This window comes from Aquimarina sp. KJ22-3 (assembly GCF_055808215.1).
Window position 1 is genome coordinate 825,035 of the sequence record NZ_CM147859.1, and the last position, 23,473, is coordinate 848,507.

Genomic DNA, 23,473 nt, shown 5'->3' on the forward strand with positions numbered 1-23,473 from the left:
GGGAGTGTTTTAGTTATCTATGAGCGTCAACAATTAATTGAGCTGCTTTATCGTTTGCACCACGTCCGCCAAGTCGTTTTTCAAGGTCGTAATAGTCCAAAAACATCACGGCTCTTTGATAATCGTCTACTATTTTGGTAAGCTCTTCTTTTAATCGTTCAGCATTAAAATCATTTTGAATAAGCTCGGTAACTACGGGTTTATCCATAATCAGATTTACCAATGATATATAATCAAGATTAATGATACGTTTTGCAATTTGATAGGAAATATAACTTCCTTTGTAACAAACCACCTGTGGGACTTTAAACAAAGCAGTCTCTAGCGTAGCGGTTCCCGAAGTGACCAAAGCGCCATTACTGAGGCTTAGTAGATCATATGTTTCGTTCATTACAAGATGAACTCCTTTCTTTTTGATAAACGGAGCATAAAAAGATGCCTCCTGACTGGGGGCACCACCAATAACAAATTGATACGCTGGGAAATCATCCACTATAGTCAGCATAGTCTCTAGCATTTTTTTGATTTCCTGCTTACGACTTCCGGGTAATATTGCGATTATGGGTCTATCATCCAGTTGATGTTTTGTCTTGAACTCTTCTGGAGTAATTTGTTCGTGATTGTTGATGGCATCGATAAGTGGATGTCCCACAAAATGAACCGGATAATCGTATTTGTCGTAAAAATCTTTCACAAATGGCAATACCACATACATATAATCCACATACGCCTTTATCGTTTTGATACGGCCTTCTCTAGATGCCCAGATCTGGGGACTTATGTAGTAATGAGTAGTAAAACCATGCTGTTTTGCCCACTTTGCTATCGGAAGATTAAACCCTGAGTTGTCGATCAAAATGAGCACATCTGGTTGATATGCTTCGATATCCTTTTTGCAATATTTAATAAACCCTAGAATCTTGCGTAGGTTAAGGAGTATTTCTATAAACCCCATAAAAGAACGCTCCTTGTAATGTTTTACCAATGTGCCGCCAACGGCTTGCATAAGATCCCCTCCCCAAAATCTAAATTCTGCTTTAGGGTCTTCGATAAGCAAGGATTTCATTAAGTTAGAACCGTGTAAATCCCCGGAAGCTTCTCCTGCAATTAGGTAATATTTCATCTGTTCTTTTTTTGTTGCTTTTAATTGTCAGATATCATTGGCCACTTACGTTTTGTTAATGTTAACCTTGTAATTATGACTCGTTTGATGTGTTTATTTCAATATATATATTACAAAGAATGGGCTTTGAATTTATCCAAATTTACTAATTGCAATACAAATGGCTGCTATTAGCGTAGCAAGAAGCACGCCACGAGCACGATACATATTATTTTTTTTGATAAATAGGAAGAAAGCAACAAGATTAGGGATCGCTCCAAGAACGATTAAACTCCCAAACGAATCATTTTCTAATGAAGCTTTGATGGTTTCTATAAAGTTGAAATTCTGAGGGCTGAGTACCGAAAAAATAAATACGCAAAATGCAAAACCAATGCTGTTGGCAATCAAACCAATAAGAAAGCCAATTCCAATTTCTTTTTTAATCATGCAAAGACCAGTTGTTTAATTCTTGAATAAAATGATGAGCGGTAAGGTCAAATTGTGTAGGTACTACAGATACATATCCGTTTTTTAGTGCCCATTCGTCGGTGTCCTCACCTTTATCTTCGTTGATAAATTTGCCAGAAAGCCAATAGTATCTCCTTCCCATCGGATTTGTTCTTTTGTCAAACTCTTCTACCCAATGTGCATTTGCCTGTCTGCAAATCTTTACTCCTTTGATTTCTTCTGCGGGTAGCCTAGGGATGTTTACATTAAGCACCACTCCTTTGGGTAAACCATTTTCGAGTACATTTTTTACGATTGATCGCACATACTTTTTAGAAGGTTCAAAATTGGCGTCCATCCCGTAATCACAAAGAGAAAAACCTATTGCAGGGATTCCTTCTATTCCCGCTTCTACCGCTGCACTCATCGTTCCGGAATAAATCACATTAATCGCCGAGTTAGAACCATGATTGATACCACTTACGCACAAATCAGGAATACGATCCATAATTTGTCGCGATGCCATTTTGACACAATCTGCAGGTGTCCCAGAGCAGCTGTATTCCTTTTGCGGAGCATCTTTGTCAATCACAATGGGATCACAATACAAAGTGTTGTTTACCGTAATAGCATGGCCCATCCCACTTTGAGGACTATCAGGAGCTACTACAAAAACATCACCAATTTCATTCATAACACTAATGAGTGCCCTAATTCCGGGAGCAGTTATGCCATCGTCATTGGTCACTAAGATAAGCGGCTTTTTTTGGGTCATGTCGTCGAATTTTTACGATGGTAAAAATACACTTTTTTTGTACGAAAAATCGGTTCTGAAAAGAGTAACAAATAATATTAGTTGTTTTAAGAAAAATTTAGTATTATTACGTGTTCTTGGCACGATTTTTAATGTATTTTGCCAGGAAAAACCCCTAAATTTATATTTTAAGCGTATGAAAAAGAGTTTTTTGATTTTGATGCTTACCATGATTGTTTCAGCTGCGTCATGCAGTTTTACTACCAAGGTGGAGAATGACCCGGACAAGGATAAGCTGTTGATTGATTTGATTAGTTATGTGTTGGGAAAAGGTCATTATGATGCAAAGGATATTAATGATGACTTCTCAAAAGAGGTATTTGCAGATTATATTGATGCTTTAGATCCTTTGAAGCGTTATTTTTATGAGAGTGATATTAATGAGTTTAAGAAGTATGAGAAACTGATCGACGACGAAATCAGAAACAAAGAGATTACTTTCTTTAACCGTACGTATCAACGTTTGCAACAACGTATGGATGAGGCGAGAGTCTTGTACAAAGATATTCTGGAGAGCCCTTTTAATTTTGAAGTGGAAGAGGCGATCGATACCGACTACGAGAATTTAAAATATGCAACGAATAAGAAAGAGATGCGAGAGCGTTGGAGGTTGCAACTTAAATTCAATGCATTATCAAGTTACTACGACAAAGTAGAAGAGCAGATAGATTCTGTGACCAAAAACAAAGATTTCAAAAGAAAAACAGGTGTAGCTCTTGAAGAAGAGTCTAGAGATCTTACAAGATCTTCTTTAGAAGAATATTTCGAATTCGCTGATGATCTTGAGCGAAAAGATTGGTTTTCCATTTACATCAATTCTATTGTAGAGGAGTTTGATCCTCATACCTATTACTTTGCTCCTCAGGATAAGGACAGATTTGATATAGCTATGTCTGGAAAATTAGAAGGAATTGGAGCGAGACTACAAAAGAAAAATGATAATGTAAAAATTATCGAAATCATTTCTGGAGGTCCTGCATGGAGAGGAAATAAGGTTGAAGTAGGAGACCTGATCATGAAAGTAAAGCAAGAAGAAGAGCAAGAGCCTGTAAGTATTGTAGGGATGCGCTTAGATGATGCTGTAAGCTTGATCAAAGGACCAAAAGGAACCAAAGTAACGCTTACGGTAAAGAAAGTAGATGGAACTACAGAGATTGTTGAGATCGTAAGAGATGTTGTAGAGTTGGAAGAAACCTATGCAAAATCTTCGGTAGTAAAGAAAAACGATAAAACTTTTGGGGTGATTAATCTTCCTAAGTTTTATTTCAATATGCAAGATTACAATCAGCGTAACGCAGCAAAAGACGTAAAACAAGAAATTATCCGTTTGAAAGAACAGGATATGGATGGTCTTGTAGTAGATCTTAGAGATAATGGAGGAGGATCCCTTCAAACGGTTGTAGATATTGCTGGATTATTTATCGAAAAAGGACCTATCGTGCAAGTAAGAACTAAAGGAGAATCTCCAGAGGTGTTAAGTGATAAAGACCGAAATATATTATGGGATGGCCCTCTAGTGATTTTGGTAAATGAATTATCGGCTTCGGCTTCAGAAATTCTTGCTGCTGCAATGCAGGATTATAAAAGAGCGATCATTATTGGTAGTAAGCAAACCTACGGAAAAGGAACTGTTCAAAATGTGATGGATCTAAATCGTTGGATGAGAAGCAATGACTTTGGAGATTTAGGAGCGTTAAAGTTGACTACTCAGAAATTTTATAGAGTTAACGGAGGATCTACTCAATTAGAAGGAGTAAAAAGTGATGTAGTTGTTCCGGACCGATATAGTTATATTGATATAGGAGAGAAAGATCAAGAGAATCCTCTGCCTTGGGATAAGATTGCTGCGGCAGATTATAACATTTGGGACGGATACATTGATTTTAACCAAACTATTAATAATAGTAAAGACCGAATGGCTAAAAACGATCAGTTAAAATTGATCGAAGAAAACGCAAAATGGGTTCGTCAAAAAAGAGATGTTAATGTGTATTCTTTGAAATACGATAACTACAAAGCCAATATAGAGCTGAATGAAAAGCAAGCTGAGCGCTTTGGAGCGATCGATGACTATAAGACCAATCTTACTTTTGAGTCTTTGCCATACGAAAAGCAGTTAATCAAAGAAGATACAGTATTAGCAGAAAAACGTAAAAGATGGCATGAAAGTCTAAGCAAGGACGTATATGTAGAAGAGGCAATTAGCGTATTAGAGGATTTAAAGATTAATAATATCAGAAGATCTAAAAACCCGCTCACATTGAAGAACTAAAATTAATGCCAGAGCAAAAATCAAACTCTTTAGGTACACTAGCGCTCCAAAAATTTAAAAAGAATTTTTGGGGCGTTTTGAGTTTTAGTTTCATTGTTTTTTGTGCTTTTATAGCCGTTTTTGCTTATCTGTTAGCTCCCGATAACTCCAAGAATGCTAATCAGATGCACTTGTCTATTCATTCCAAACCCCCAGGGTTTGAGGTAACCATGTTAACGGTTCCTTCCCTAGAAAAGTCTAATCAATCCTTTTTGAGCAAAGCTTTTTTTGGAGAAAAAAATATGGACAATGAAATCCCAATAGATAGTTATAGTTTTGAGGATAATGGACTAAAAATAGTTCCTTATAGTGAAGGAGAAATTACTGGGATTTCAAAGGTGATACCGCTAACCAGTTTTTCGTCTGAACATACTGTCAATGAAATTGAAGAGAAGTATATAGCCTCCAAAACATTTATTCTTGGTACCGATAAGTACGGAAGGGATTTGTTAAGCAGAATGTTGGTGGGGATTCGTATTTCGTTTTCTATTGGTTTTGTAGCGGTTTTTATTTCCTTGATTCTAGGAATTACTCTAGGAGCTGCCTCGGGCTATTTCGGAGGCAAAGTTGACGCCGCTATCATGTGGTTGATTAATGTTACCTGGTCGATACCTACTTTACTATTAGTGATTGCAATAACTCTTGCTTTAGGTAAAGGTTTTTGGCAGGTTTTTATCGCTGTGGGATTAACCATGTGGGTAGAAGTAGCCAGGGTAGTACGTGGTCAGGTGATGAGCGTAAAACAAATGCAATATGTTACTGCTGCAAGAGCTTTAGGCTTTACCGATTTTAGGATTATTACAAGACATATATTACCCAATAGTTTAGCACCTGTAATTGTCATTGCAGCGGCAAATTTTGCAGCCGCCATTTTGATCGAGAGCGGTCTTAGCTTTTTGGGAATCGGAGCACAACCCCCTATGCCGAGTTGGGGTGCGATGATCAAAGATCATTACTCCTATATCATATTAGGAAAAGCCTATCTTGCTATTATCCCTGGATTAGGAATCATGAGCTTAGTTATGGCATTTATGCTTATTGGTAATGCGCTTAGAGATGCGTTGGATGTGAAAGCGTAGGTGCTAAGGCAAATTAAAAAGGCCTAAACAATTGCTTGGTAGGCGTTTAATTTAGATTAAAAAAATAAAAATAATCTAATCTCTTGGGCATTTCAAAAGATCTGAATTTCTCTAGACTTGAATTTTTTATATAGACTAATTTTATTAAATAGCTCCTTTTTATTCGTTTAAACTTCCATAGATTGTTCTTCTTGCGTTGGTTGATTTTTATAATTTTCAATCAAAAGACTTACAAAATAGAAGAACTCATCATAAGAATATTTTTTAGGATATATAGTGCCGTTAATTATAGAAGCAGGTGTATAGTGCAACTCATGTTTTTTGGCCCAATCCGATTGTTTTTTAAAGATCTCTACATGTTTCATATTATTCTTTGGGGTACCAAATTTCTTGATCCACTTAGAGAAAGTTCTATCTGCAAACCATACGCTATACGCATTAATAAAAGCTTGAGGTCCTTGATCTTCATATATTTCAAACAGTCGAAAACCAATTTTGGTAGCCTGATTGTCAGTTTCTTCAGGGTTAATGTTTAAGCGAATAACCACTTGTAACTGATCTCCCATTCCTTTCAAAAGACGTGCATAGGCCTCAAAAGCATCTTTACAAAAACCACACATGGGGTTGGTTAGACTGATGATCTTAAAATTGGCATTAGGGTTTCCTAAAACAATCTCATTTTCAAAAACCGAGGTATCCGATATCTTTTCACTGATGTTGTATAAATGTTCAAATATTTGTCCGTCTCTTTTAAATCGATTTAGTTTTAAATTGTCAGAACGATACTCCTTGTTTTCTTTGAGCTTGTCTCTTACAAAAATAAACCCAACCGTAAAAATAGAAGCAATAAGTCCTAATCCAGCGATAGCTTGAAGATCAAAACCGATAGGAAGACTTATTAAAGCTATAGCTGCCAAGCCAAGCGATACCGCACCCATTGCCAGACAAATGACACACCATTTTTTTATAACAAATGCTTGAGAATATAATGAATAGACTACAAAGGGAACTCCTATAAGCACAGGTATAAGTAAAGCAGAGGTGTAACCATAAAAGATTTGGTAAAGCAGAATACTACCAAAAAACAAAACTCCAGCATCGGCTAACGAAAAGTTCTTCAGCAGTGTACCACTATTATTGTTTATCACATCCTCACAACTAGATTTCCCAACTGAGGTACAAAACTGATGTACTGTTTGTGATTTGTATCCTAAACTTTCTCGAATTGCAAAAATGCTAAAAACCATTCCTAGTACTGATGTTCCCAGGAAAAGAGCTTGGTTTAGTGACCATGCTCTGTTGAAAAAAGTATAGAGAACACTGATCATGAATAAACCAATCAAGATGTTTTGCAACAAAGATTGGTTGGATATTAAGTTTTGTGCCGCTTGATATTCTACCGCTATTACTTTCGGGACCCAAATATTTTTGAAGGCCTCATTAGTATATTTTTTTGCTTAAGATTGGTGTGTTTGAGTTCTACCTCATTGTCTTTCCGAATTACGGTAACGATTTCATCACCATTATCATTCTTTACCAAGGAAACAAAACTTTTAGGAAGTTGATCCAACGCTTCTATCGGAACCTCTACAGCAATATTATCGATGTCAAAGTAATCTAAGGTATCGGTAATAGATTGAAAACTTGGATAGTTTGGATGAATTTGTAACTGTAACTCCAAATCTTTTTTGTTGTAGTTCCTAATTCGGTTCTGAACTAGAACACTATCTACTATTTTTTCAATATTGTGCTCCATGATATTGTGTGAGATGAGTTGTTTTTAAGAGTTATAAAGTAAGCCTTTTAGAAGGAGTAGGAACATCTTAATTCCGTAAAATGAGTAACCCCCTCGGTAAATATCTTTTAAAAATAAAGAGCTTTTTGCCATAAATCAAATTTTTTGGTTCCCATTTTTTTGAAATTCACGTAGTATATTGGAGTAAAATGACAGGTATTATTTCATTACTTTTGTCGCGAATTAATATCATACTATTGCTTTGAATAGAAAATACATTTACCCAATACTCATTATTATAGTGTCCATTGGCTTTTATTATTTTGAAGGCTATTTGGAGACTAAAGAAGACAATTCTGTAACCCCAGGTGACGAAAAGGACACTTCCAGTTTTTATTATTTGCCAACTTCTACAACAGGTTCTGTTATTATACATAATCATTATAGTTTGTCTTATTCTGAAAAACATGAACAAGCAGAATGGGTGGCTTATGAATTAAAGTCGGAACATCTATCCAAAAATGAGTTTAAACGTCCGTATTTTGAAATCGACAGAAAAGTAAGATCCACATCTGCCGATTGGCGTAATTATAAAAAATCGGGGTACGATCGGGGACATTTATGTCCAGCTGGAGATCGAAGATTTAGTTATGATGCTTTTGAGGAGACTTTCAAGACATCAAATGTTTCACCCCAAAATCATGAATTTAATAGCGGGATATGGAATCAATTGGAGCAAAAGGTGCGATATTGGGCAAAAAGTTACGATGGGGTATATGTAGTAACTGGAGGAGTTTTGTCTGATAACCTAAAGTCTATAGGGTATGAAGCTGTCTCTGTACCCAAATACTTTTATAAAATCATATACGATCACTCAGAGACCAATCCCAAAATCATTGCTTTTTTGTTACCACATCAGGATACTCAAAAATCTTTACAGGATTTTGTAGTGTCCGTTGATAAAATAGAAGAACTGACCGGGATTGACTTCTTCGCTAAACTTGATGATCAAATAGAAGAACAAATAGAGCGATCTGCAACTACAAAAGGTTGGAAGTTTTAGAGGGATTACCACTCGTTTACCCGATTGGCATCTAGTTTAATAAAAATAAAAAGAAGGATAGTGAAGCCCCATAAACCAGAACCTCCATAGCTGAAAAAGGGAAGGGGAATACCGATGGTTGGGATCAAGCCAGTTACCATTCCGATATTGATGGCAAAGTGAATGAATAAAATCCCTATTACACTATATCCATAAACCCTACTAAATTGATTTTTTTGTCGTTCTGCCAAATGGAGTAACCGAATAAGTAGGAGTACAAATAAAATAATAATAAGGGTAGCACCTAAAAAGCCCCATTCTTCTCCAACAGTACTAAAAATATAATCGGTATGCTGTTCTGGGACAAAACCTCCTTTGGTCTGTGTTCCTTCTTTCCAACCTTTTCCGGTCCAACTACCACTACCTATGGCAATTTGACTTTGGTTAGTGTTATATCCTATTCCTTTGGCGTCTACTTCTTTTCCTAATACAATATTAAAACGATCTCTATGTCGTTGTTCAAATACGTTATTGAAGATGTAATTTACCGAAAAACAAAACCCGGTTATAAATAGTAAAGTAATCAAGTATCTAGAATACTTCGGTTTTTGTTTTCTATTTCTAACTAATATAGCAATCATGACTGTTGCTATCCCCAAAACCACCCACAAAGGACCAAACAGCAAAGTCAATATAAAAAGTACAGCTGCAGAAGCTCCTATAATCAAATATATGGCAGCCAGACCTTCTCTATAAAGTGGGAAGAAGAATGCAGCATATACCAATGCACTACCAGGATCTGGTTGTGGTATGATTAACAGGGCAGGTAAAGCGATAATAAGAAACGCTCTTAATTGATGACCTATCAATTTGATATTGGTTTGCATATCACTCAAAAACTTTGCTAAAGCGAGAGCAGTAGCTGCCTTTGCAAATTCTGAAGGTTGTAATCCAACCGGACCAAATGCATACCAGGAAGTAGCACCAGAAATGGTTTTTCCGAAGACAAATAGTCCTAATAAAGAGAGTAATGCGATCACATATATCAAACCGGCAAAGCGTTCATAAAACTTAGCTTCAATGGCTTGAATTATAATAATGATGATGATGCTGAATAGAATCCAATACCCTTGTTTAACATATACTATAGAAAGATCTGTTAAGGAGATGGCTTCGTTTTCGTAGGAAGCAGAGTAGATGTTTCCCCATCCAAATCCAACAAGTAGTAAAAATAATAAGACTGTGATCCAATCTATTGCTGCTACACTGGATTTTGCCATTACTGGTTAATTTTAAAAGGTTCACCACTGTAGGGTTTGGCATATTCTTCCTCCAAACTGTGGGTAAGGACCCATTGTTCTAAGTCAGTTCTGGAAATAGTGCCTTTCATATAGCTTTCGATCATCAGGGATGCAATTCTACCAGCGTATCGAGCTCCCCAATATCCATTTTCAACAAAAACTGCTAAAACAATTTTGGGATTATCTTTTGGGGCAAAGGCAACAAAAACTGAATGATCTGTAAGCTGAGTTTTCACGCCGTCGATTTTTGTGTAATTTTCTGCAGTACCCGTTTTTCCACAAATTTCTATACCCTCTACCTGCAAGAAATTAGCAGTTCCTTGGGTGTACACTTCATGCATTCCCTCTACAACAGGTTCAAAATGCTCTTTGTTTATTGTGGTATACTTGGGCTTTACATAATTTTCATTATCAATAGGTTTGCCATCTATGGCCTTTATGATGTGCGGAGTATAGTAATACCCTCGATTTGCAATTGCAGCGGTCATATTGGCTAACTGAATTGGCGTTGCTAATACTTCTCCTTGCCCAATGGAGTTAGAAATAGTTCCAGTAGCGTACCATTTGTAGGTAGGATACTGGTATACCTTATTGTAATATTCTGAGTTGGGAACCTTACCAGGTCGACCTGCTGAGAGATCATTACCTAAGTAATTCCCTAGCCCAAAACTCTGTACATGTTTTCTCCAATTATCGATGCCTTCTTGTGGGGTGCTATACTTTTCGATAATCCTACGATAAACTGTAGCAAAATAGGCATTACAAGAATGCGCAATTCCTGGGATCATATTAAGTGGACTTCTATGCGAGTGACAACCTAATTTTCTTCCGTTTTTCCCATAATAATAGCCCATTCTACAAGAAACACTTTCTTTGGTATCGATAACACCTTCTTGCAAACCGATAAGTGCATTAATAGTTTTAAAAGGAGAACCAGGAGGATATTCTCCTTGTAGCCCTCTATCAAATAATGGTTTTGCAATAGTGTCGTAATAGAGTTTGGTGAAATTTGGAGATCTTTTTCGTCCTACTAATAATTCTGGTTTGTAGGTTGGTGCCGTAACCAGTGCCAGGATTTCTCCTGTAGAAGGTTCGAGAGCAACAATACCTCCTCGTTTATTTTGCATCAACCTCTGGCCGTACGCCTGGAGTTTGGAATCAATAGTAATAGTAAGATCTTTTCCGTTTACTGGTAAGGTGTCAAACTTTCCATTTTTATAGGGGCCAATATCTCTATTGAATCGATCTTTTTGGATTCGCTTTACTCCTTTAATGCCTCGAAGTTCTTTTTCATATTGTTTTTCTACCCCATCGATACCAATAAGATCTCCGGATAGATAATAAGGGTCTCTTTTGATAATCCCCTCATTTACCTCACCAATATATCCTAAAACATTAGCAGCATTTTCGGTTTGATAATCTCTTAGTGATCGTTTCTGTATGTAAAAACCTTCGAATTTCCTCATTTTTTCCTGTAAATAGGCATATTCATCTTTGGTCAGCTGAGGAATGATAATAGAGGGTACCCTTGGCGAATATATTCTTGCTTTATCCAATCTTTTGATAAGCTTATCCTTAGTGATGTTCAAAATAGAACAGAATTCTAAGGTGTCAAAAAGTTTTAATTCTCTTGGGATAACCATTACATCATACGAAGGTTGGTTGGTCACCAAGAGTCGGGCATTTCTGTCGTATATTGCTCCCCGTTGCGGGTAGTCGTAAATTACTTTGATTGCATTGTCTTCGGATAATGAGGCAAAAGAAGTGTTATATATTTGTAGATAAAATAGCCTTGCGACAAACACAAAACCTGTAGTAACAATAATTAAATACAGCAGTAACTTTCTCATGAATCATTTCTTCTAAACAAAACCAGCACCAACATGGTAATCATAATGGTGAATAAACTGGAAAATAACGTTTTTTTGAGTATTAATAGTATGTGAGAGAAGTTAAAAATTTCAAGTGAAAAAAGCACAATATGATGTGTTAAAACCATAAGGGTAACGTAAGCTAATTTTTCGCCAAAACCGGTATTACCAAGTTTCACAGTTTGAAACTCGTAGCTCAACCCAAAAACAGTACGCAGTGCTACTGGTCTAAAAAATGCGATGATCAAACAAGCTGCGGCATGTACCCCACCAGAATCTCCAAACATATCAATCGTAAGACCCAGCAAGAAACTAAGCAGAAGAAACAAGCTTTTGTTGATGTTTATAGGAGCCAATAAGATGAAGATGATATAAATGTATGGATTTAACCATCCCAAGAAATTAATGTGATTCAGAATAAAAGTCTGAACCAAAATCAGAATAACAAACCTGCCAATATGTGATAAGGTGTCTTTATTCATTCTCTAAGCTCTTAATTTCTTCGGTATCTCTATTTTTTATGGTGTATACAAAACCAATATTGGTCATATCATTGAATAGCTTCACATCGATCAAGTAATAGCTTTTGTTTTCGTCCAGTTTGTAGTTGGCAATGGTTCCTATCCCTATTCCTCTAGGGAAAATGGTAGATCGACCATGTGTGATAATCGTATCACCTTCTTTGAGTACAGCTTGCCTGGGTACAGTTTCTAGTTGTAAAATATTAGGATCTTTTCCATTCCATACCAACGAACCGTATTGATCAGAGTTTTTTAAACCTGCGTTGATTCTGGAATTGCTATTGAGTATCGAGATAACCCTACTGTAATTTTTTGAGGTGTTTTCTATAATTCCGATAATTCCTTTGTCGGTTATTACCCCCATATCAGGAATGATACTGTCTTTTGCTCCACGGTCGATGAGTAGGTAATTATCAGTTTTGCTATAATCGTTTTTGATTACTCTTGCTTTAATAAACGTATAAGGCTTATCAAAATTTGTAGTATCGAGATATTGGGTGGCAACTGAGTCTACTCCCAAAGCACTTAGCTGATTGCGAAGCATTTCGTTTTCGGTCAGCAACCTTTTGTTTTCATTTCTCAGTTTGAAATAGTCTTTAACCGATCGCTGCCATTCATAAATTCCCCCACTCAAAAAGTTGGTGGAACTCACAAATTTACTTTTGTGGTAAGAGTGTGATTGAATGGTAAAGATCAGTGATAGCAAAAACAGCAACAGAAACAACAAAGAATGTTTATTTCGTATTAAAAAATTAATAATCTGTTGCATGATTTAGGGTGTAATTACTTTGTTTGCTATTCATTTATATATGTAACCAATCCACTTACATAGTAAATATAAAGCAGGATAACGTAAATTCTGAGATTTAGGTATATTCCAAAAGTGTTTTTTATAACACTACTTAATCAATACACTTTTATATCTGTTCAGATTTTTGAGTGTAATCCCTGTTCCTCTTACTACAGCACGTAGTGGGTCTTCGGCTATATAAACGGGTAAATCAGTTTTTTGCGATAATCTTTTGTCTAAACCTCTAAGCATAGATCCTCCGCCTGCAAGGTAGATTCCGGTATTGTAGATATCTGCGGCAAGTTCTGGAGGAGTTTGGGATAAAGTTTCCATAACAGCATCTTCAATACGTAAAATAGACTTATCAAGTGCTTTTGCCATTTCACGAAATGAGATTTGTACCTGTTTTGGTTTTCCGGTAAGAAGGTCACGACCTTGAACATTCATGTCCTCTGGTGGTAATTCCAGATCCTCGGTAGCTGCTCCTATTTGAATTTTAATTTTTTCTGCAGTACGCTCTCCAACATAAAGGTTATGTTGTGTGCGCATATAATAAATAATATCGTTGGTGAAAACGTCTCCTGCAATTTTTACAGATTTGTCACAAACAATACCACCCAGAGCAATGACTGCAATTTCGGTAGTACCACCACCTATATCTACAATCATATTTCCTTTTGGCTGCATGATATCTACACCAATACCAATGGCCGCAGCCATTGGTTCATGGATTAGATATACTTCTTTTCCATTTACGCGCTCCGCACTTTCTTTTACCGCACGCATCTCTACTTCGGTAATTCCCGAAGGGATACAGATAACCATGCGCAAAGCTGGAGCAAAAATTTTCTTCTTTAATGCTGGAATGTCTTTGATAAACATGCTTATCATTTTCTCACTAGCATCAAAATCAGCAATAACACCATCCTTCAGCGGTCTGATGGTTTTTATATTCTCATGGGTTTTTCCCTGCATCATGGCAGCTTCCTTTCCGGCGGCGATAATTTTACCAGACATAATATCTCTGGCCACTATGGAAGGGCTGTCTACTACTACTTTGTCATTGTGAATAACTAAGGTGTTGGCGGTACCTAAGTCTATAGCGATCTCTTCGGTAAAGAAGTCAAAAAATCCCATAAAAATTCAAAAAAGGGGTTAAAATTTCGTAAATGTAATAAAATTAATGTTTAAAATGACGTGTTCCGGTCATAACCATTGCAATTCCGTTATTGTCACAATAATCAATACTCAATTGATCTTTGATCGAACCACCTGGTTGGATAACTGCTTTTATTCCAGCTTTGTCTGCTAGTTCTACACAATCTGGAAATGGAAAAAATGCATCACTGGCCATAACAGCTCCGTTCAAATCAAAATTGAAAGCATTTGCTTTTTCTACAGATTGCTTAAGAGCATCCACTCTCGAAGTTTGTCCCGTACCACTGGCAAATAATTGCTTGTTTTTGGCAAACACAATCGTATTTGACTTGGTATGCTTACAAATTTTTGAAGCAAATAGCAGGTCTTCTATCTGTGCGTCGGTAGGTGCAACTTTGGTTACTGTTTTTAGATCTTCTAAAGCATCTGTCTTCAAATCTTTATCCTGTACCAATGCTCCATTAAGACATGATCTTACTTGAGTTTCAGGTAGGTCAATGTCTTTTTGAACCAGAATAATTCTGTTTTTCTTTCCTTTTAGTATTTCAAGTGCTTCGGTGGTAAAAGAAGGTGCAATTACTACTTCACAGAACAATTTATGAATTTCTTCGGCGGTAGCCACATCGATTTCAGAATTACTAATCAAGATTCCTCCAAAAGCCGAAACAGGATCTCCTGCCAATGCATCTACATACGATTGAAGCACAGTATCTCTTTGTGCCAAACCACAAGCATTGTTGTGTTTTAAGATGGCAAAAGTTGGAGCTTCACCTTTAAACTCACTCATCAGATTTACTGCTGCATCAACATCCAAAAGGTTGTTGTATGAAAGCTCTTTTCCGTGTAATTTGTTGAACATCGCATCAAAATCTCCGAAGAAGAACCCTTTTTGATGTGGATTCTCTCCGTAGCGTAGCACTTGTCCTTTGGTTTCGCTAACTTTAAGTGCAGGTACTTCAAGGTCACTATTGAAATAATTAAAAATAGCCGTATCGTAATGTGAAGAAACATTAAAAGCTTTTGCAGCAAAACGTTTTCTGTCTGCTAGGGTAATGCTTCCGTTTCCTTCAGAAAGAATATCAAAAAATTCGTCATAATCTTCTACAGAAGCTACACAAGTAACATCAGCAAAGTTTTTGGCTGCAGCTCGTATTAGTGAGATTCCACCAATATCAATCTTTTCGATGATTTCTTGCTCGGTGGCTCCAGAAGCTACTGTTTTTTCAAAAGGATACAAATCAACGATTACGATATCGATTTGTGGGATTTCGTATTGTTCGATTTCTGCAACATCACTATCATTATTCTGACGATTCAAAATACCACCAAATACTTTTGGGTGTAATGTTTTTACTCTTCCTCCAAGAATAGAAGGATACGAAGTGATATCTTCAACCGGGATTACATTAATACCTAAATCTCGTATAAATTTTTCAGTACCTCCGGTAGAATAAATAGTAACATCTAGCTCGTCTAACTTTTTTACGATTGGAGCTAATCCTTCTTTGCTAAATACAGAAATTAGTGCTGATTTCGCAGTCTTTGTGTTGTTCATGAGAAAATTTAGTTAGTAAAACGCAAAAGTAGCAATTTACCAATCAATTAGACAACGATTATGTGTAATTGTTTGCGTTAAGTTGTAACAAAAATTAAAGGAAAACGTCCTATCTTTAGATTATTGTAAAATGGGTTCAAAAAACGGAGCATGCTAATCTATCTAAGAGTACTTAAAGAGAGTTTTTATTTTGCGGTAAATGCACTGATTAATAATAAGTTACGAACATTTTTGTCGTTACTTGGGGTTACGATTGGAATTTTTTCTATTATCGGGGTGCTAGCTGCAGTAGATTCTCTGAAACAAGAAATCAAAGGGAGTATTAGCTCATTGGATAATAGCACTATTTATCTGATGCGATTTTCTTTTGGACCTACAGATATCCCTCAATGGAAAAGAGAGCAATTTCCTGATGTTACTTTCGAAGAGTATCAGTATATCAATAGATCGATGCCAAACCTGAAGGCGGCCAGTTTTATTTTGAATGTAGCTCCCGAAACCGTTAAGTATCAGGATAAGAGTGTGAGCAATGTAGAAATTGCACCGGTAACCAATGATTATTACGAAATTGAAGCCTTACAAATTGAAAAAGGTAGATTTTATAACGAACAAGAATCTGTAGCCGGAGCACCGGTGATTGTTTTGGGAGATGAAATTGCCAACAGTTTATTTGGGTCTTTTGAACCGATCGGGAAAAAGATTCGGTTATACGGGCGTAAGTTTACGGTGATTGGTGTGCTGAAGAAAGAAGGGATGGGGCTTTTCGGAAATTCGAAAGATACGGCAGTATTTCTTCCTGTAAATTTGGTGAGGAAAATTTATGGAGATAATAATAAAGCCGCTTTTCCTGCTATTATCATCAAACCTGAATCAGGGATCGATGTGCCCGAATTTGTAGCAGTGTTGACTCAAAAGCTAAGAGCCTATCGTGGGATGAAACCGGATGAGATTGATAACTTTTTTGTAAATCAACTACAAGGCTTTACTGATTTTATAGATAATATTACAAGTCAGATGAGTTTTATCGGTCTGATCATTAGTGGATTCTCGCTACTGGTTGGTGGATTTGGTATTGCTAATATTATGTTTGTAAGTGTAAAAGAGCGAACCAATTTGATTGGGATTCAAAAGTCTTTGGGAGCCAAAAATAAATTTATCTTATTTCAATTTTTGTTCGAAGCCGTGATCTTGTCTTTGATCGGTGGATTGATTGGTTTACTTTTGGTTTGGTTGATATCGCTATTAGCTTCTCAATTTACAGGCGACTTTGAGTTTATCTTATCTCCTTGGAATATCCTGATCGGTACTATAGTCTCCTCTTTTATAGGATTGGTTTCTGGGATTCTACCGGCAATATCGGCTTCTAGATTAGATCCAGTAGAGGCGATACGAACGGGGATGTAGATTTTGGATACTACTTCAAATACAAACACTTTCTCTCATAATCGATAATCGCTTTGCCGCGTTTTAGGATATCTGCGCCAATAATGCCATCTACGGGAGCAGCATCATGTGCTACTAAAGCAGAATTGACATGAGTAAGATCAAATAGCACCAGTGATATTCTTTTTTTATGCCAGCTTCCTAATTGTATGCTGTTCTTTTTGGAGAGTTGTGTGGTCATATCCGTAGCACCAGCACCTGCCGCTTTTACATCACTATCCTCGGCAAAAAGGTTGAACTTATGTACTGCCTCAAAACCAACGCAAGAGTTAGAAGCTCCAGTATCTACAATAAAAGTACCTTCGATACCATTCAAAATTGCGGTGACCTCAAAATGCATGGTTTTGGTAGTAGTCATTTTGATCCTGTGATACTCTTTTTGTTTCAGAAATTGTCGTAATGTACTCATGTTTTATTTTGAACAAACTTTCGCAAAAGTAGCACAATTAACAGCAATAACACAAAACCAACAACATACCAATAATAAGAAAAGGTATTGGGTTGATCAATTTCTCCATAGTATACAAATGCTGCCCAAAAATAAGGGGATTTTTCGGCGTTAGAAATATCTTCTGCAGCCAGGTACTCTCGTTTTGATTGATATAAAGCATTGGATTTAGAATGAGAGGTATGTAGATGTTTGTAAAAAAGCTGCATCAGTTTGGAGGTGGTTTTGTCATTCACTCTCCAAAGAGAAAAAAGAACATTTTCAACCCCGGCATATTGAAACCCTCTCCCTATACTAATCGGCCCTTCTCCTTTAGCGAGTTTCCCGATTCCAGTTTCACAAGCACTGAGCACAATCAAATCCGCACTTAGGCTTGTGCCGTATAATTGATTCACCAAAATATCTTTGTCTATAAATTTTATAGATGCCGGTCTCGAGAAACTGCCAGCCTCTGCATGTGTGGATAGATGTATAATACTATGATTGTTGGCGGTTTGGATAAAATTTTGATACGTGGCCTGTTCGTTTTGGATATAAGTACCTTCAAAATAGTCTTGAATGTATTTGCTTTCTGTCAAAGAATAAGGTAGGGCTAATGGTGTATCCTCAAAAACGGGAAAGACTCCCAGTAGGGTGTGATCTGCATCATTTTTGGAGGTGGAATGTACGTACTTGCCTGCCGAAATCTCATAGTGCACTTCTGTAGTATGCAATAAAAAGGGCATGTTCTGAAAACTAATCGCGGTTGAGCTTTCCGTGAGTAAGGTTTCAAAAGGAATAAAGTTTAGCAATCCATCTGCTACTACAAGAAGTCGATTGGCATTCTTGGGAACCTGTAACAAGGTAAAGAGTTGTGCGGCATCCTTGGTAAAATCCGTTACCTGATTCAATATAGCAGCCGAATCATTATAATATCCAATATAATTTTTAATGCTTTCCTGAAAGGAAGCATTGTTTTTTATTTTTCTGACCAGAAAGGAATCAAAACCAATTTCAAATTGATAGATGTTTTGTTGACCATAAAAGTAAGCGATCATTACCGTTTGATCTTGCTGCAACTTTTTTTGTAAATCATTTATCGAAATGGGTTGTTGAAGCTGAAGGAGTTTTGGATATTTGTTTTGAAGGGCTTGTGTTACGGTTTTAAGCTCTAGTGATTTTGCATCATAGGCTACTGTCCATTTTTGAATGTTGGATATATTGGCCGTATCCTGTTTTAGCTTCTCTTGCACGATCAAAACCTCCAAAGATGCTAATGCCGAAGTGATTTGCTCTTTTTGTTGTACTAACGCATCATTTTGATATTGGGAGAGTACCTTTTTAGAAAGTAAGGCTTCGCTTACCAATGGAGCTTTTGAGTGTTCTGCAGCTTGAAAGGCTTTTTCGAGATATCGTTGATCTTTGGTAGATTGATACAGTTCAAAAAGAAGGTCAATGTAAAGTTCGGTTCGATTTCTGTTTTGACTGTGCTGTATGATTTTGGTGTCTTGTAAAGGATATAGGTTATTCAGCTTCTTGTTGACTTCAAAAGCAAGTTCATATGCTTTTAAAGCTCCTTCAGGGTTTTGGAGTTGTATATAAAGATGGGCATGCAGGTCTAATATTTTTAAAAGAATCGGGTCCATGATTAAATGGTCTTCTTGAGGTAGTTGTTTATCATCTTTGTGTTGTGGGAGTATCAAAGAGTAGAGCGAAACAATACTCTTTTGTGCTTCCTCAAATTTTGAGGCAGATAATAATAGATCAATATACCCCAATTGTAATTTGGCCAGAGATCGTGGAGTGGCGCTATCATTGTTTAGTAATTGAAATCTAGCCTGCTCCATAAAGCGTTGCCCCGCTTGTAGTTCTCCTTCTTGTAAAGCAATGGCAGCCAGAATCTGATAGGCATTGATCTGCTTGGGATCTATAGCTAGGATCTGCTTTGCCAGAGTCTTGGCTTCCATATAATTGTCAGCATCCAAATGATTGGTAGCAATGTTGTTTAAGATATTCAGGTTTTTTGGAGCTACAGAGAGGCCCTGATTTAAAACTGCAATGGCCTTTGCATACTGGCCTTGATTGTGATAGGCAATCGAGAGATTGGTAATGGCAGCAATAATTTTAGGTTGATTTTGAGATTGCTCTGCCAAATACAAATAGCTTTTTATGGTGTTTTCTGCTTTAGGAAGGTCGCCTATTTTAAGGTATAAATTACCCAAAGGCTGTAAGCAATTTTCGATAATGTCATAATCTGATAATTGATATTCATAATAGGTGCTCCAGGCTTTTTCGTAGTACAATATGGCTGAAGTTAGACTCCCAAATTGTTGTTGGTAATATCCCAAATTGCAATGCACCACCACCCATGCCAGTTGATCTTCTTTGGTGATCAGTTTTTCTTTTTTGGGTAGATGAGTTTGCTAAGTCGTAAAGAGCCAGATGAGGTAGGGTTTTGCAAAAAGTAATCCAACTGTTTGTATAAAAAAGTAGCAGTGCTTTCTTGGGATTGTGCATGGATATTACAATAGCCAATGCTAAGCATTGCAATAAAGCAAAGGAATACTCTAAAATTTCCAAATCCCATATACTTGAATTTGTGAGTTGGGAGCGTCAAAATTATACACATATCGTACTCCAAGACTAGGTCCAATTCGTACTGTACCCAGATTCATGCCTACAAATACTCCAGCTTGTGCATTTAAGAAACTGTCTGTAATTTCTTCTGCAGTAAAGGAGTTGAGGTCCGGATTGGGTGTAGGAATGCCATTTACTAATGTAAAAGCTTCCCCAGTAGTTTCCTGATCATTAATACTATTCATGTCTAATTTCAACTGTACCCCAGCACCCATGGCAAAAAAGTTATTGAAATTATACCGAATGGATCCCGGCACTGCATATACGGTGATGTTGTTGAATTGATTCAATTCAGAAAATTGAATAAGTGAAGTAGACCCATCGGCATTGACCGTTCTGGTTTCAAAATTTCGTACTTCGTCATGAGTTGAAGTGGAGAAAAACAGCTCCGTCTGATAATAAGCTCTATAGGATTTGAAAGGGGATAAGGTGGCCCCCACAAAATATTCACGTTGGTTGTCTAAGTCGGGAACAAAAATATATCCTGCCTTGGCACCAATAGAAATGCCCGGGATAAATCTTGTGGTTGCATAATTGGTAATTATGGGTTCATTTTTGTCAAAATAGATGGCAGTTTTACTTTTGGTTTTTTTCTTGTGAAAATCCTTCCCAAATTTCATCGAGTATTTTACAAAACCTTTGGTAGAATCAATTTCGGCAACATTCTTTTGTTGGCTACCCGGGAGATAAATCCTATTGAACTGAAAAATGATCTTATCCTTTTTTAATATAGTATCCAAGCAGCTGTAATTTACTTCCCGATCTTTTGGGCATATTGGGCATTCTGGATACATGCCATCGATCCGTAAGGTGGATTTGTCAAACATTTCTGGAGTATCCGATTCTAGTCTGATGGTGTTGGCAGGTCCTTCGCCATTATTTTGAAAACGAACTTTGAACTTGAGACGTTTAAACCGTACCAGTCGATAGTTCATCAACCATCCATTGGAGGACATCTTGTTAGGATCATGCGAGGTAACGATTTCCATCTCTGTGTCCTTTACCGTATGATTGTCGTAGCTGTCATCGGGAACATAGACACTACGTAGCGTCACAATAGCGCTGGTGTCTTTAATCATTTCGGGGGTAGTCCTGAGTGTTCTGAAGATATTACGTTCTTCACCAGGTTGCATATCGTTAAAAGCAATGACCTGGTAGTCTCTATACAAAGCTTTAGACTCTTCCAAGGTTAATGGTAGATTTCTGCGTTTAGTAGTGTCTTGTACAAAAAGCGTTTTGTTTTGCAAAATAGAATGAGAAGATGATGCTAACAGGGTTTGATCATCATTTTCGGGCAAGGTTTCTGTAATGGCATTCAAAGGGATGATTTGTTCTCCATGATGCATCCTTGTGTCTTCAATGGTGAAATTATCATTCTTGAATTTGTAATCATTGTAGAACAAATACAATTTCCCGCTAGAAACGTAGTTGTTGGTGTTTTTGTAGCTGGTGATGATCACCATTTCCTGATTAGGGATGGGCTCTCGATTTCGTTTGATAAGCAAGTCCTCTTCTTCTTTAAATGTGGAATTCGAATCTAATGACGCTTCATCAAGAGTATTGCTTATCGCAACAGATTTGGGTCGGCTAGCGGGTGGTTTCCCATTGTCATAATTGTTTGTTGCCCAAAGTTTAGCTTGATAGCTCCCGGATTTAGGATAGGTATGAGTAGGATTTTTTTCAAAGCTGTAGTTGCCATCCCCAAACTCCCAGTAGTAGGTATAAAATGCCTTCGGCGCTCCTGCAATTTGATTGAGTGGGGGCATTTCGGCTCCAAATGTTACCTGGTTGCCATCTATATCATAAGAAATTGGAGCGATTCTAGGAATGGTGTCGTTGGTATTGATCTGAGATGTGCTCAACATTGGGAAACACAATATCCCCATATAAATAATTGAAAATAAAAACCCCCTCATGTTTTTTTGTTTGACGTTACTAAAGATAGTAAAAAGTTAAATGTTTAAATTCCGGGAAGATGACTTCCCGGAATTTTAGCAATAGAATTTATTGCAGTTTACTGCCATGCATCATTATAGGCGTTGTAGATCATTTGGCGCAAACTCGTAGTACTTTGCAAGGTGACTCCTTGTGTGTTCATTACAATCACACAGTCGATCCCATTTGCAGGGAACATCACTATTTGTGTGCGTACTCCTTGTGATACGGATGGATCACTGCTGGTTCCAATTGAACCAGCTTTCCCATAATAGCTTCCGTGGATCTCGTCGTTAGCATCCTCAACATCCATACCCAATCGATGCAGTTTCATAAGATCTCTTTGGTCTTTGGATACTAGTGTTTCAGTATGTTCGAAGAACGCATTCACTTTTGCCATTTCTAGCGGACTCATAAAGTATCCTCCTCCTCCGGATTTGTTGTTCCAGCCACCGTAGTACTGACCATTGTTGTTTGTGTCTGGATCATTTACGTTATAATATAGTGTCGATATTTCTCTGTTTTCTGGCGTACAACCTACTAGAGGCAATGAAAGTCTATCGAAGATATTTTCCTGCATGTATAAAAGATACATAAATTGAGTGTTGGCATCGTTTTCAATATCGATCGCATTGTTGCTTACGGCACTCCAAAGCGAAGGGATTAACACTCTAAATAATGCAAAATTCACATTCAGATAATTACGAGATTTAGAGTTGACTACTCCGGTTTCGATACAATCTTTAAGTCCTTCGTAACCTAAGGTAGTATCAAAGTTATTATTGGTGCTTTGTAGTCCAGATTCATGTTTTAATAGGTCTTTGAAAGTCAGTTCACTTACCCCAGATCCTTTTGCCCATGATTCAGGTAACCAATCTTCAATATTGTCTTCTATGGTTAGGTTGTTGGCTTCTAGTAATTGCATCGCGCCGATAGCGGTGTAGAATTTGGAAACACTGGCTATGTTAATTTCCTTGTTCAAAGAAAAATCAAGAGCTCCGTCTGCAGCTGTTCTTGCCTGGCCGTAGGCATTGGATTTGGATAGGTTTCCGTTTGCGCTAATTGTATATGCCCATCCTACTGGTGTATTGCCACCAGCTTCGACATAATCGATAAGGTTTTGCTCAAATAAGTCGATGTCAAATACAGGACTGTTTGTTTGTATATCTGTAATTCCGTCATCAGTTTCACAACTTCCGAAAAAGAAAAGAGAAAAGGCTGAAAGTAATAAGCTAAAACATATTTGTTTTACATTCCTACTATTTTTTGGTAATGCAAGTGTTGTGTGATTCGTTATCATGT

The 23,473-nt window shown here is 37.1% G+C and carries 19 protein-coding genes; 4 read left to right on the top strand and 15 right to left on the bottom strand.

Translation table 11 applies throughout. From position 1 onward, the window contains the following. Positions 1-13: 13 nt before the first annotated feature. The 3 genes from lpxB to surE form a co-directional block, all read right to left on the bottom strand. Positions 14-1,123: a lipid-A-disaccharide synthase gene (gene lpxB, locus AC0L3Q_RS03420; protein ID WP_473285136.1), complete on the bottom strand. Its 1,110-nt coding sequence runs from the start codon at positions 1,121-1,123 to the stop codon at positions 14-16. Positions 1,124-1,255: 132 nt separating this feature from the next. Beyond that, positions 1,256-1,552 (bottom strand): hypothetical protein, encoded by a 297-nt coding sequence (locus tag AC0L3Q_RS03425; protein ID WP_473285138.1) that lies wholly within the window; start codon positions 1,550-1,552, stop codon positions 1,256-1,258. Next, positions 1,545-2,327, bottom strand: coding sequence for a 5'/3'-nucleotidase SurE (surE, locus tag AC0L3Q_RS03430; RefSeq protein WP_073315730.1), 783 nt, complete (start codon positions 2,325-2,327; stop codon positions 1,545-1,547). The genes AC0L3Q_RS03425 and surE overlap by 8 nt, the downstream gene beginning before the upstream one ends. A 175-nt stretch (positions 2,328-2,502) precedes the next feature. Between surE and AC0L3Q_RS03435 the strand changes: the two genes are divergently transcribed. Both AC0L3Q_RS03435 and AC0L3Q_RS03440 read left to right on the top strand, forming a co-directional pair. After that, positions 2,503-4,638, top strand: coding sequence for a carboxy terminal-processing peptidase (locus tag AC0L3Q_RS03435; protein ID WP_473285140.1), 2,136 nt, complete (start codon positions 2,503-2,505; stop codon positions 4,636-4,638). 5 nt (positions 4,639-4,643) lie between these two features. After that, positions 4,644-5,756, top strand: coding sequence for an ABC transporter permease (locus tag AC0L3Q_RS03440; protein ID WP_473285142.1), 1,113 nt, complete (start codon positions 4,644-4,646; stop codon positions 5,754-5,756). A gap of 167 nt (positions 5,757-5,923) precedes the next feature. Here the strand turns inward: AC0L3Q_RS03440 and AC0L3Q_RS03445 are convergent, their stop codons facing one another. Then, the gene (locus AC0L3Q_RS03445) at positions 5,924-7,111 is read right to left on the bottom strand and encodes a vitamin K epoxide reductase family protein (RefSeq protein WP_473285144.1); all 1,188 of its coding nucleotides are present in this window, start codon (positions 7,109-7,111) and stop codon (positions 5,924-5,926) included. 50 nt (positions 7,112-7,161) lie between these two features. Further along, a complete protein-coding gene (locus tag AC0L3Q_RS03450) occupies positions 7,162-7,512 on the bottom strand; it encodes a hypothetical protein (RefSeq protein WP_473285147.1) in 351 nt (116 codons plus the stop codon). A gap of 241 nt (positions 7,513-7,753) precedes the next feature. On the opposite strand from AC0L3Q_RS03450, the gene AC0L3Q_RS03455 reads away from it, so the two are divergent. Then, positions 7,754-8,554: a DNA/RNA non-specific endonuclease gene (locus AC0L3Q_RS03455; protein WP_473285150.1), complete on the top strand. Its 801-nt coding sequence runs from the start codon at positions 7,754-7,756 to the stop codon at positions 8,552-8,554. A gap of 5 nt (positions 8,555-8,559) precedes the next feature. Here the strand turns inward: AC0L3Q_RS03455 and rodA are convergent, their stop codons facing one another. The 6 genes from rodA to purH all read right to left on the bottom strand — a co-directional run bounded on the left by rodA (position 8,560) and on the right by purH (position 15,729). Then, the gene (gene rodA / locus AC0L3Q_RS03460) at positions 8,560-9,813 is read right to left on the bottom strand and encodes a rod shape-determining protein RodA (protein WP_473285152.1); all 1,254 of its coding nucleotides are present in this window, start codon (positions 9,811-9,813) and stop codon (positions 8,560-8,562) included. Next, complete coding sequence (gene mrdA / locus AC0L3Q_RS03465) at positions 9,813-11,684, bottom strand: penicillin-binding protein 2 (protein WP_473285154.1); 1,872 nt, start codon at positions 11,682-11,684, stop codon at positions 9,813-9,815. The genes rodA and mrdA overlap by 1 nt, the downstream gene beginning before the upstream one ends. Beyond that, positions 11,681-12,187 (bottom strand): rod shape-determining protein MreD, encoded by a 507-nt coding sequence (locus AC0L3Q_RS03470; RefSeq protein ID WP_473285156.1) that lies wholly within the window; start codon positions 12,185-12,187, stop codon positions 11,681-11,683. The genes mrdA and AC0L3Q_RS03470 overlap by 4 nt, the downstream gene beginning before the upstream one ends. Continuing rightward, positions 12,180-12,995, bottom strand: coding sequence for a rod shape-determining protein MreC (gene mreC / locus AC0L3Q_RS03475; RefSeq protein WP_473285158.1), 816 nt, complete (start codon positions 12,993-12,995; stop codon positions 12,180-12,182). The genes AC0L3Q_RS03470 and mreC overlap by 8 nt, the downstream gene beginning before the upstream one ends. A gap of 129 nt (positions 12,996-13,124) precedes the next feature. Then, on the bottom strand, positions 13,125-14,153 hold the full coding sequence (locus AC0L3Q_RS03480) for a rod shape-determining protein (RefSeq protein ID WP_073315716.1): 1,029 nt from the start codon (positions 14,151-14,153) through the stop codon (positions 13,125-13,127). A 43-nt stretch (positions 14,154-14,196) separates the two neighbouring features. Next, positions 14,197-15,729 (bottom strand): bifunctional phosphoribosylaminoimidazolecarboxamide formyltransferase/IMP cyclohydrolase, encoded by a 1,533-nt coding sequence (purH, locus tag AC0L3Q_RS03485; protein WP_473285160.1) that lies wholly within the window; start codon positions 15,727-15,729, stop codon positions 14,197-14,199. Positions 15,730-15,879: 150 nt separating this feature from the next. Between purH and AC0L3Q_RS03490 the strand changes: the two genes are divergently transcribed. Continuing rightward, positions 15,880-17,133 (top strand): ABC transporter permease, encoded by a 1,254-nt coding sequence (locus tag AC0L3Q_RS03490; RefSeq protein ID WP_473285162.1) that lies wholly within the window; start codon positions 15,880-15,882, stop codon positions 17,131-17,133. 10 nt (positions 17,134-17,143) lie between these two features. Here AC0L3Q_RS03490 and AC0L3Q_RS03495 read toward each other — a convergent pair whose 3' ends face one another. The 4 genes from AC0L3Q_RS03495 to AC0L3Q_RS03510 all read right to left on the bottom strand — a co-directional run bounded on the left by AC0L3Q_RS03495 (position 17,144) and on the right by AC0L3Q_RS03510 (position 23,471). Beyond that, entirely contained in the window at positions 17,144-17,581 is a 438-nt protein-coding gene (locus AC0L3Q_RS03495) for a retropepsin-like aspartic protease family protein (protein WP_473285164.1), read from the bottom strand. Continuing rightward, complete coding sequence (locus AC0L3Q_RS03500; RefSeq protein WP_473285167.1) at positions 17,578-19,962, bottom strand: CHAT domain-containing protein; 2,385 nt, start codon at positions 19,960-19,962, stop codon at positions 17,578-17,580. The genes AC0L3Q_RS03495 and AC0L3Q_RS03500 overlap by 4 nt, the downstream gene beginning before the upstream one ends. Before the next feature lie 204 nt (positions 19,963-20,166). Then, entirely contained in the window at positions 20,167-22,152 is a 1,986-nt protein-coding gene (locus tag AC0L3Q_RS03505) for a PKD domain-containing protein (protein ID WP_473285169.1), read from the bottom strand. A 98-nt stretch (positions 22,153-22,250) separates the two neighbouring features. Then, on the bottom strand, positions 22,251-23,471 hold the full coding sequence (locus AC0L3Q_RS03510) for a serine hydrolase domain-containing protein (protein ID WP_473285172.1): 1,221 nt from the start codon (positions 23,469-23,471) through the stop codon (positions 22,251-22,253). Positions 23,472-23,473: the final 2 nt, after the last annotated feature.

Bases quoted from the DNA above. Each gene is read 5' to 3' on its own strand.
- rodA (WP_473285152.1), bottom strand. From the start codon at position 9,813: ATGGCAAAATCCAGTGTAGCAGCAATAGATTGGATCACAGTCTTATTA.
- AC0L3Q_RS03440 (WP_473285142.1), top strand. From the start codon at position 4,644: ATGCCAGAGCAAAAATCAAACTCTTTAGGTACACTAGCGCTCCAAAAA.
- AC0L3Q_RS03425 (WP_473285138.1), bottom strand. From the start codon at position 1,552: ATGATTAAAAAAGAAATTGGAATTGGCTTTCTTATTGGTTTGATTGCC.
- AC0L3Q_RS03490 (WP_473285162.1), top strand. From the start codon at position 15,880: ATGCTAATCTATCTAAGAGTACTTAAAGAGAGTTTTTATTTTGCGGTA.
- AC0L3Q_RS03435 (WP_473285140.1), top strand. From the start codon at position 2,503: ATGAAAAAGAGTTTTTTGATTTTGATGCTTACCATGATTGTTTCAGCT.
- AC0L3Q_RS03495 (WP_473285164.1), bottom strand. From the start codon at position 17,581: ATGAGTACATTACGACAATTTCTGAAACAAAAAGAGTATCACAGGATC.
- AC0L3Q_RS03510 (WP_473285172.1), bottom strand. From the start codon at position 23,471: ATGATAACGAATCACACAACACTTGCATTACCAAAAAATAGTAGGAAT.
- AC0L3Q_RS03470 (WP_473285156.1), bottom strand. From the start codon at position 12,187: ATGAATAAAGACACCTTATCACATATTGGCAGGTTTGTTATTCTGATT.
- AC0L3Q_RS03480 (WP_073315716.1), bottom strand. From the start codon at position 14,153: ATGGGATTTTTTGACTTCTTTACCGAAGAGATCGCTATAGACTTAGGT.
- mreC (WP_473285158.1), bottom strand. From the start codon at position 12,995: ATGCAACAGATTATTAATTTTTTAATACGAAATAAACATTCTTTGTTG.
- mrdA (WP_473285154.1), bottom strand. From the start codon at position 11,684: ATGAGAAAGTTACTGCTGTATTTAATTATTGTTACTACAGGTTTTGTG.
- purH (WP_473285160.1), bottom strand. From the start codon at position 15,729: ATGAACAACACAAAGACTGCGAAATCAGCACTAATTTCTGTATTTAGC.
- lpxB (WP_473285136.1), bottom strand. From the start codon at position 1,123: ATGAAATATTACCTAATTGCAGGAGAAGCTTCCGGGGATTTACACGGT.
- AC0L3Q_RS03505 (WP_473285169.1), bottom strand. From the start codon at position 22,152: ATGAGGGGGTTTTTATTTTCAATTATTTATATGGGGATATTGTGTTTC.
- surE (WP_073315730.1), bottom strand. From the start codon at position 2,327: ATGACCCAAAAAAAGCCGCTTATCTTAGTGACCAATGACGATGGCATA.
- AC0L3Q_RS03450 (WP_473285147.1), bottom strand. From the start codon at position 7,512: ATGGAGCACAATATTGAAAAAATAGTAGATAGTGTTCTAGTTCAGAAC.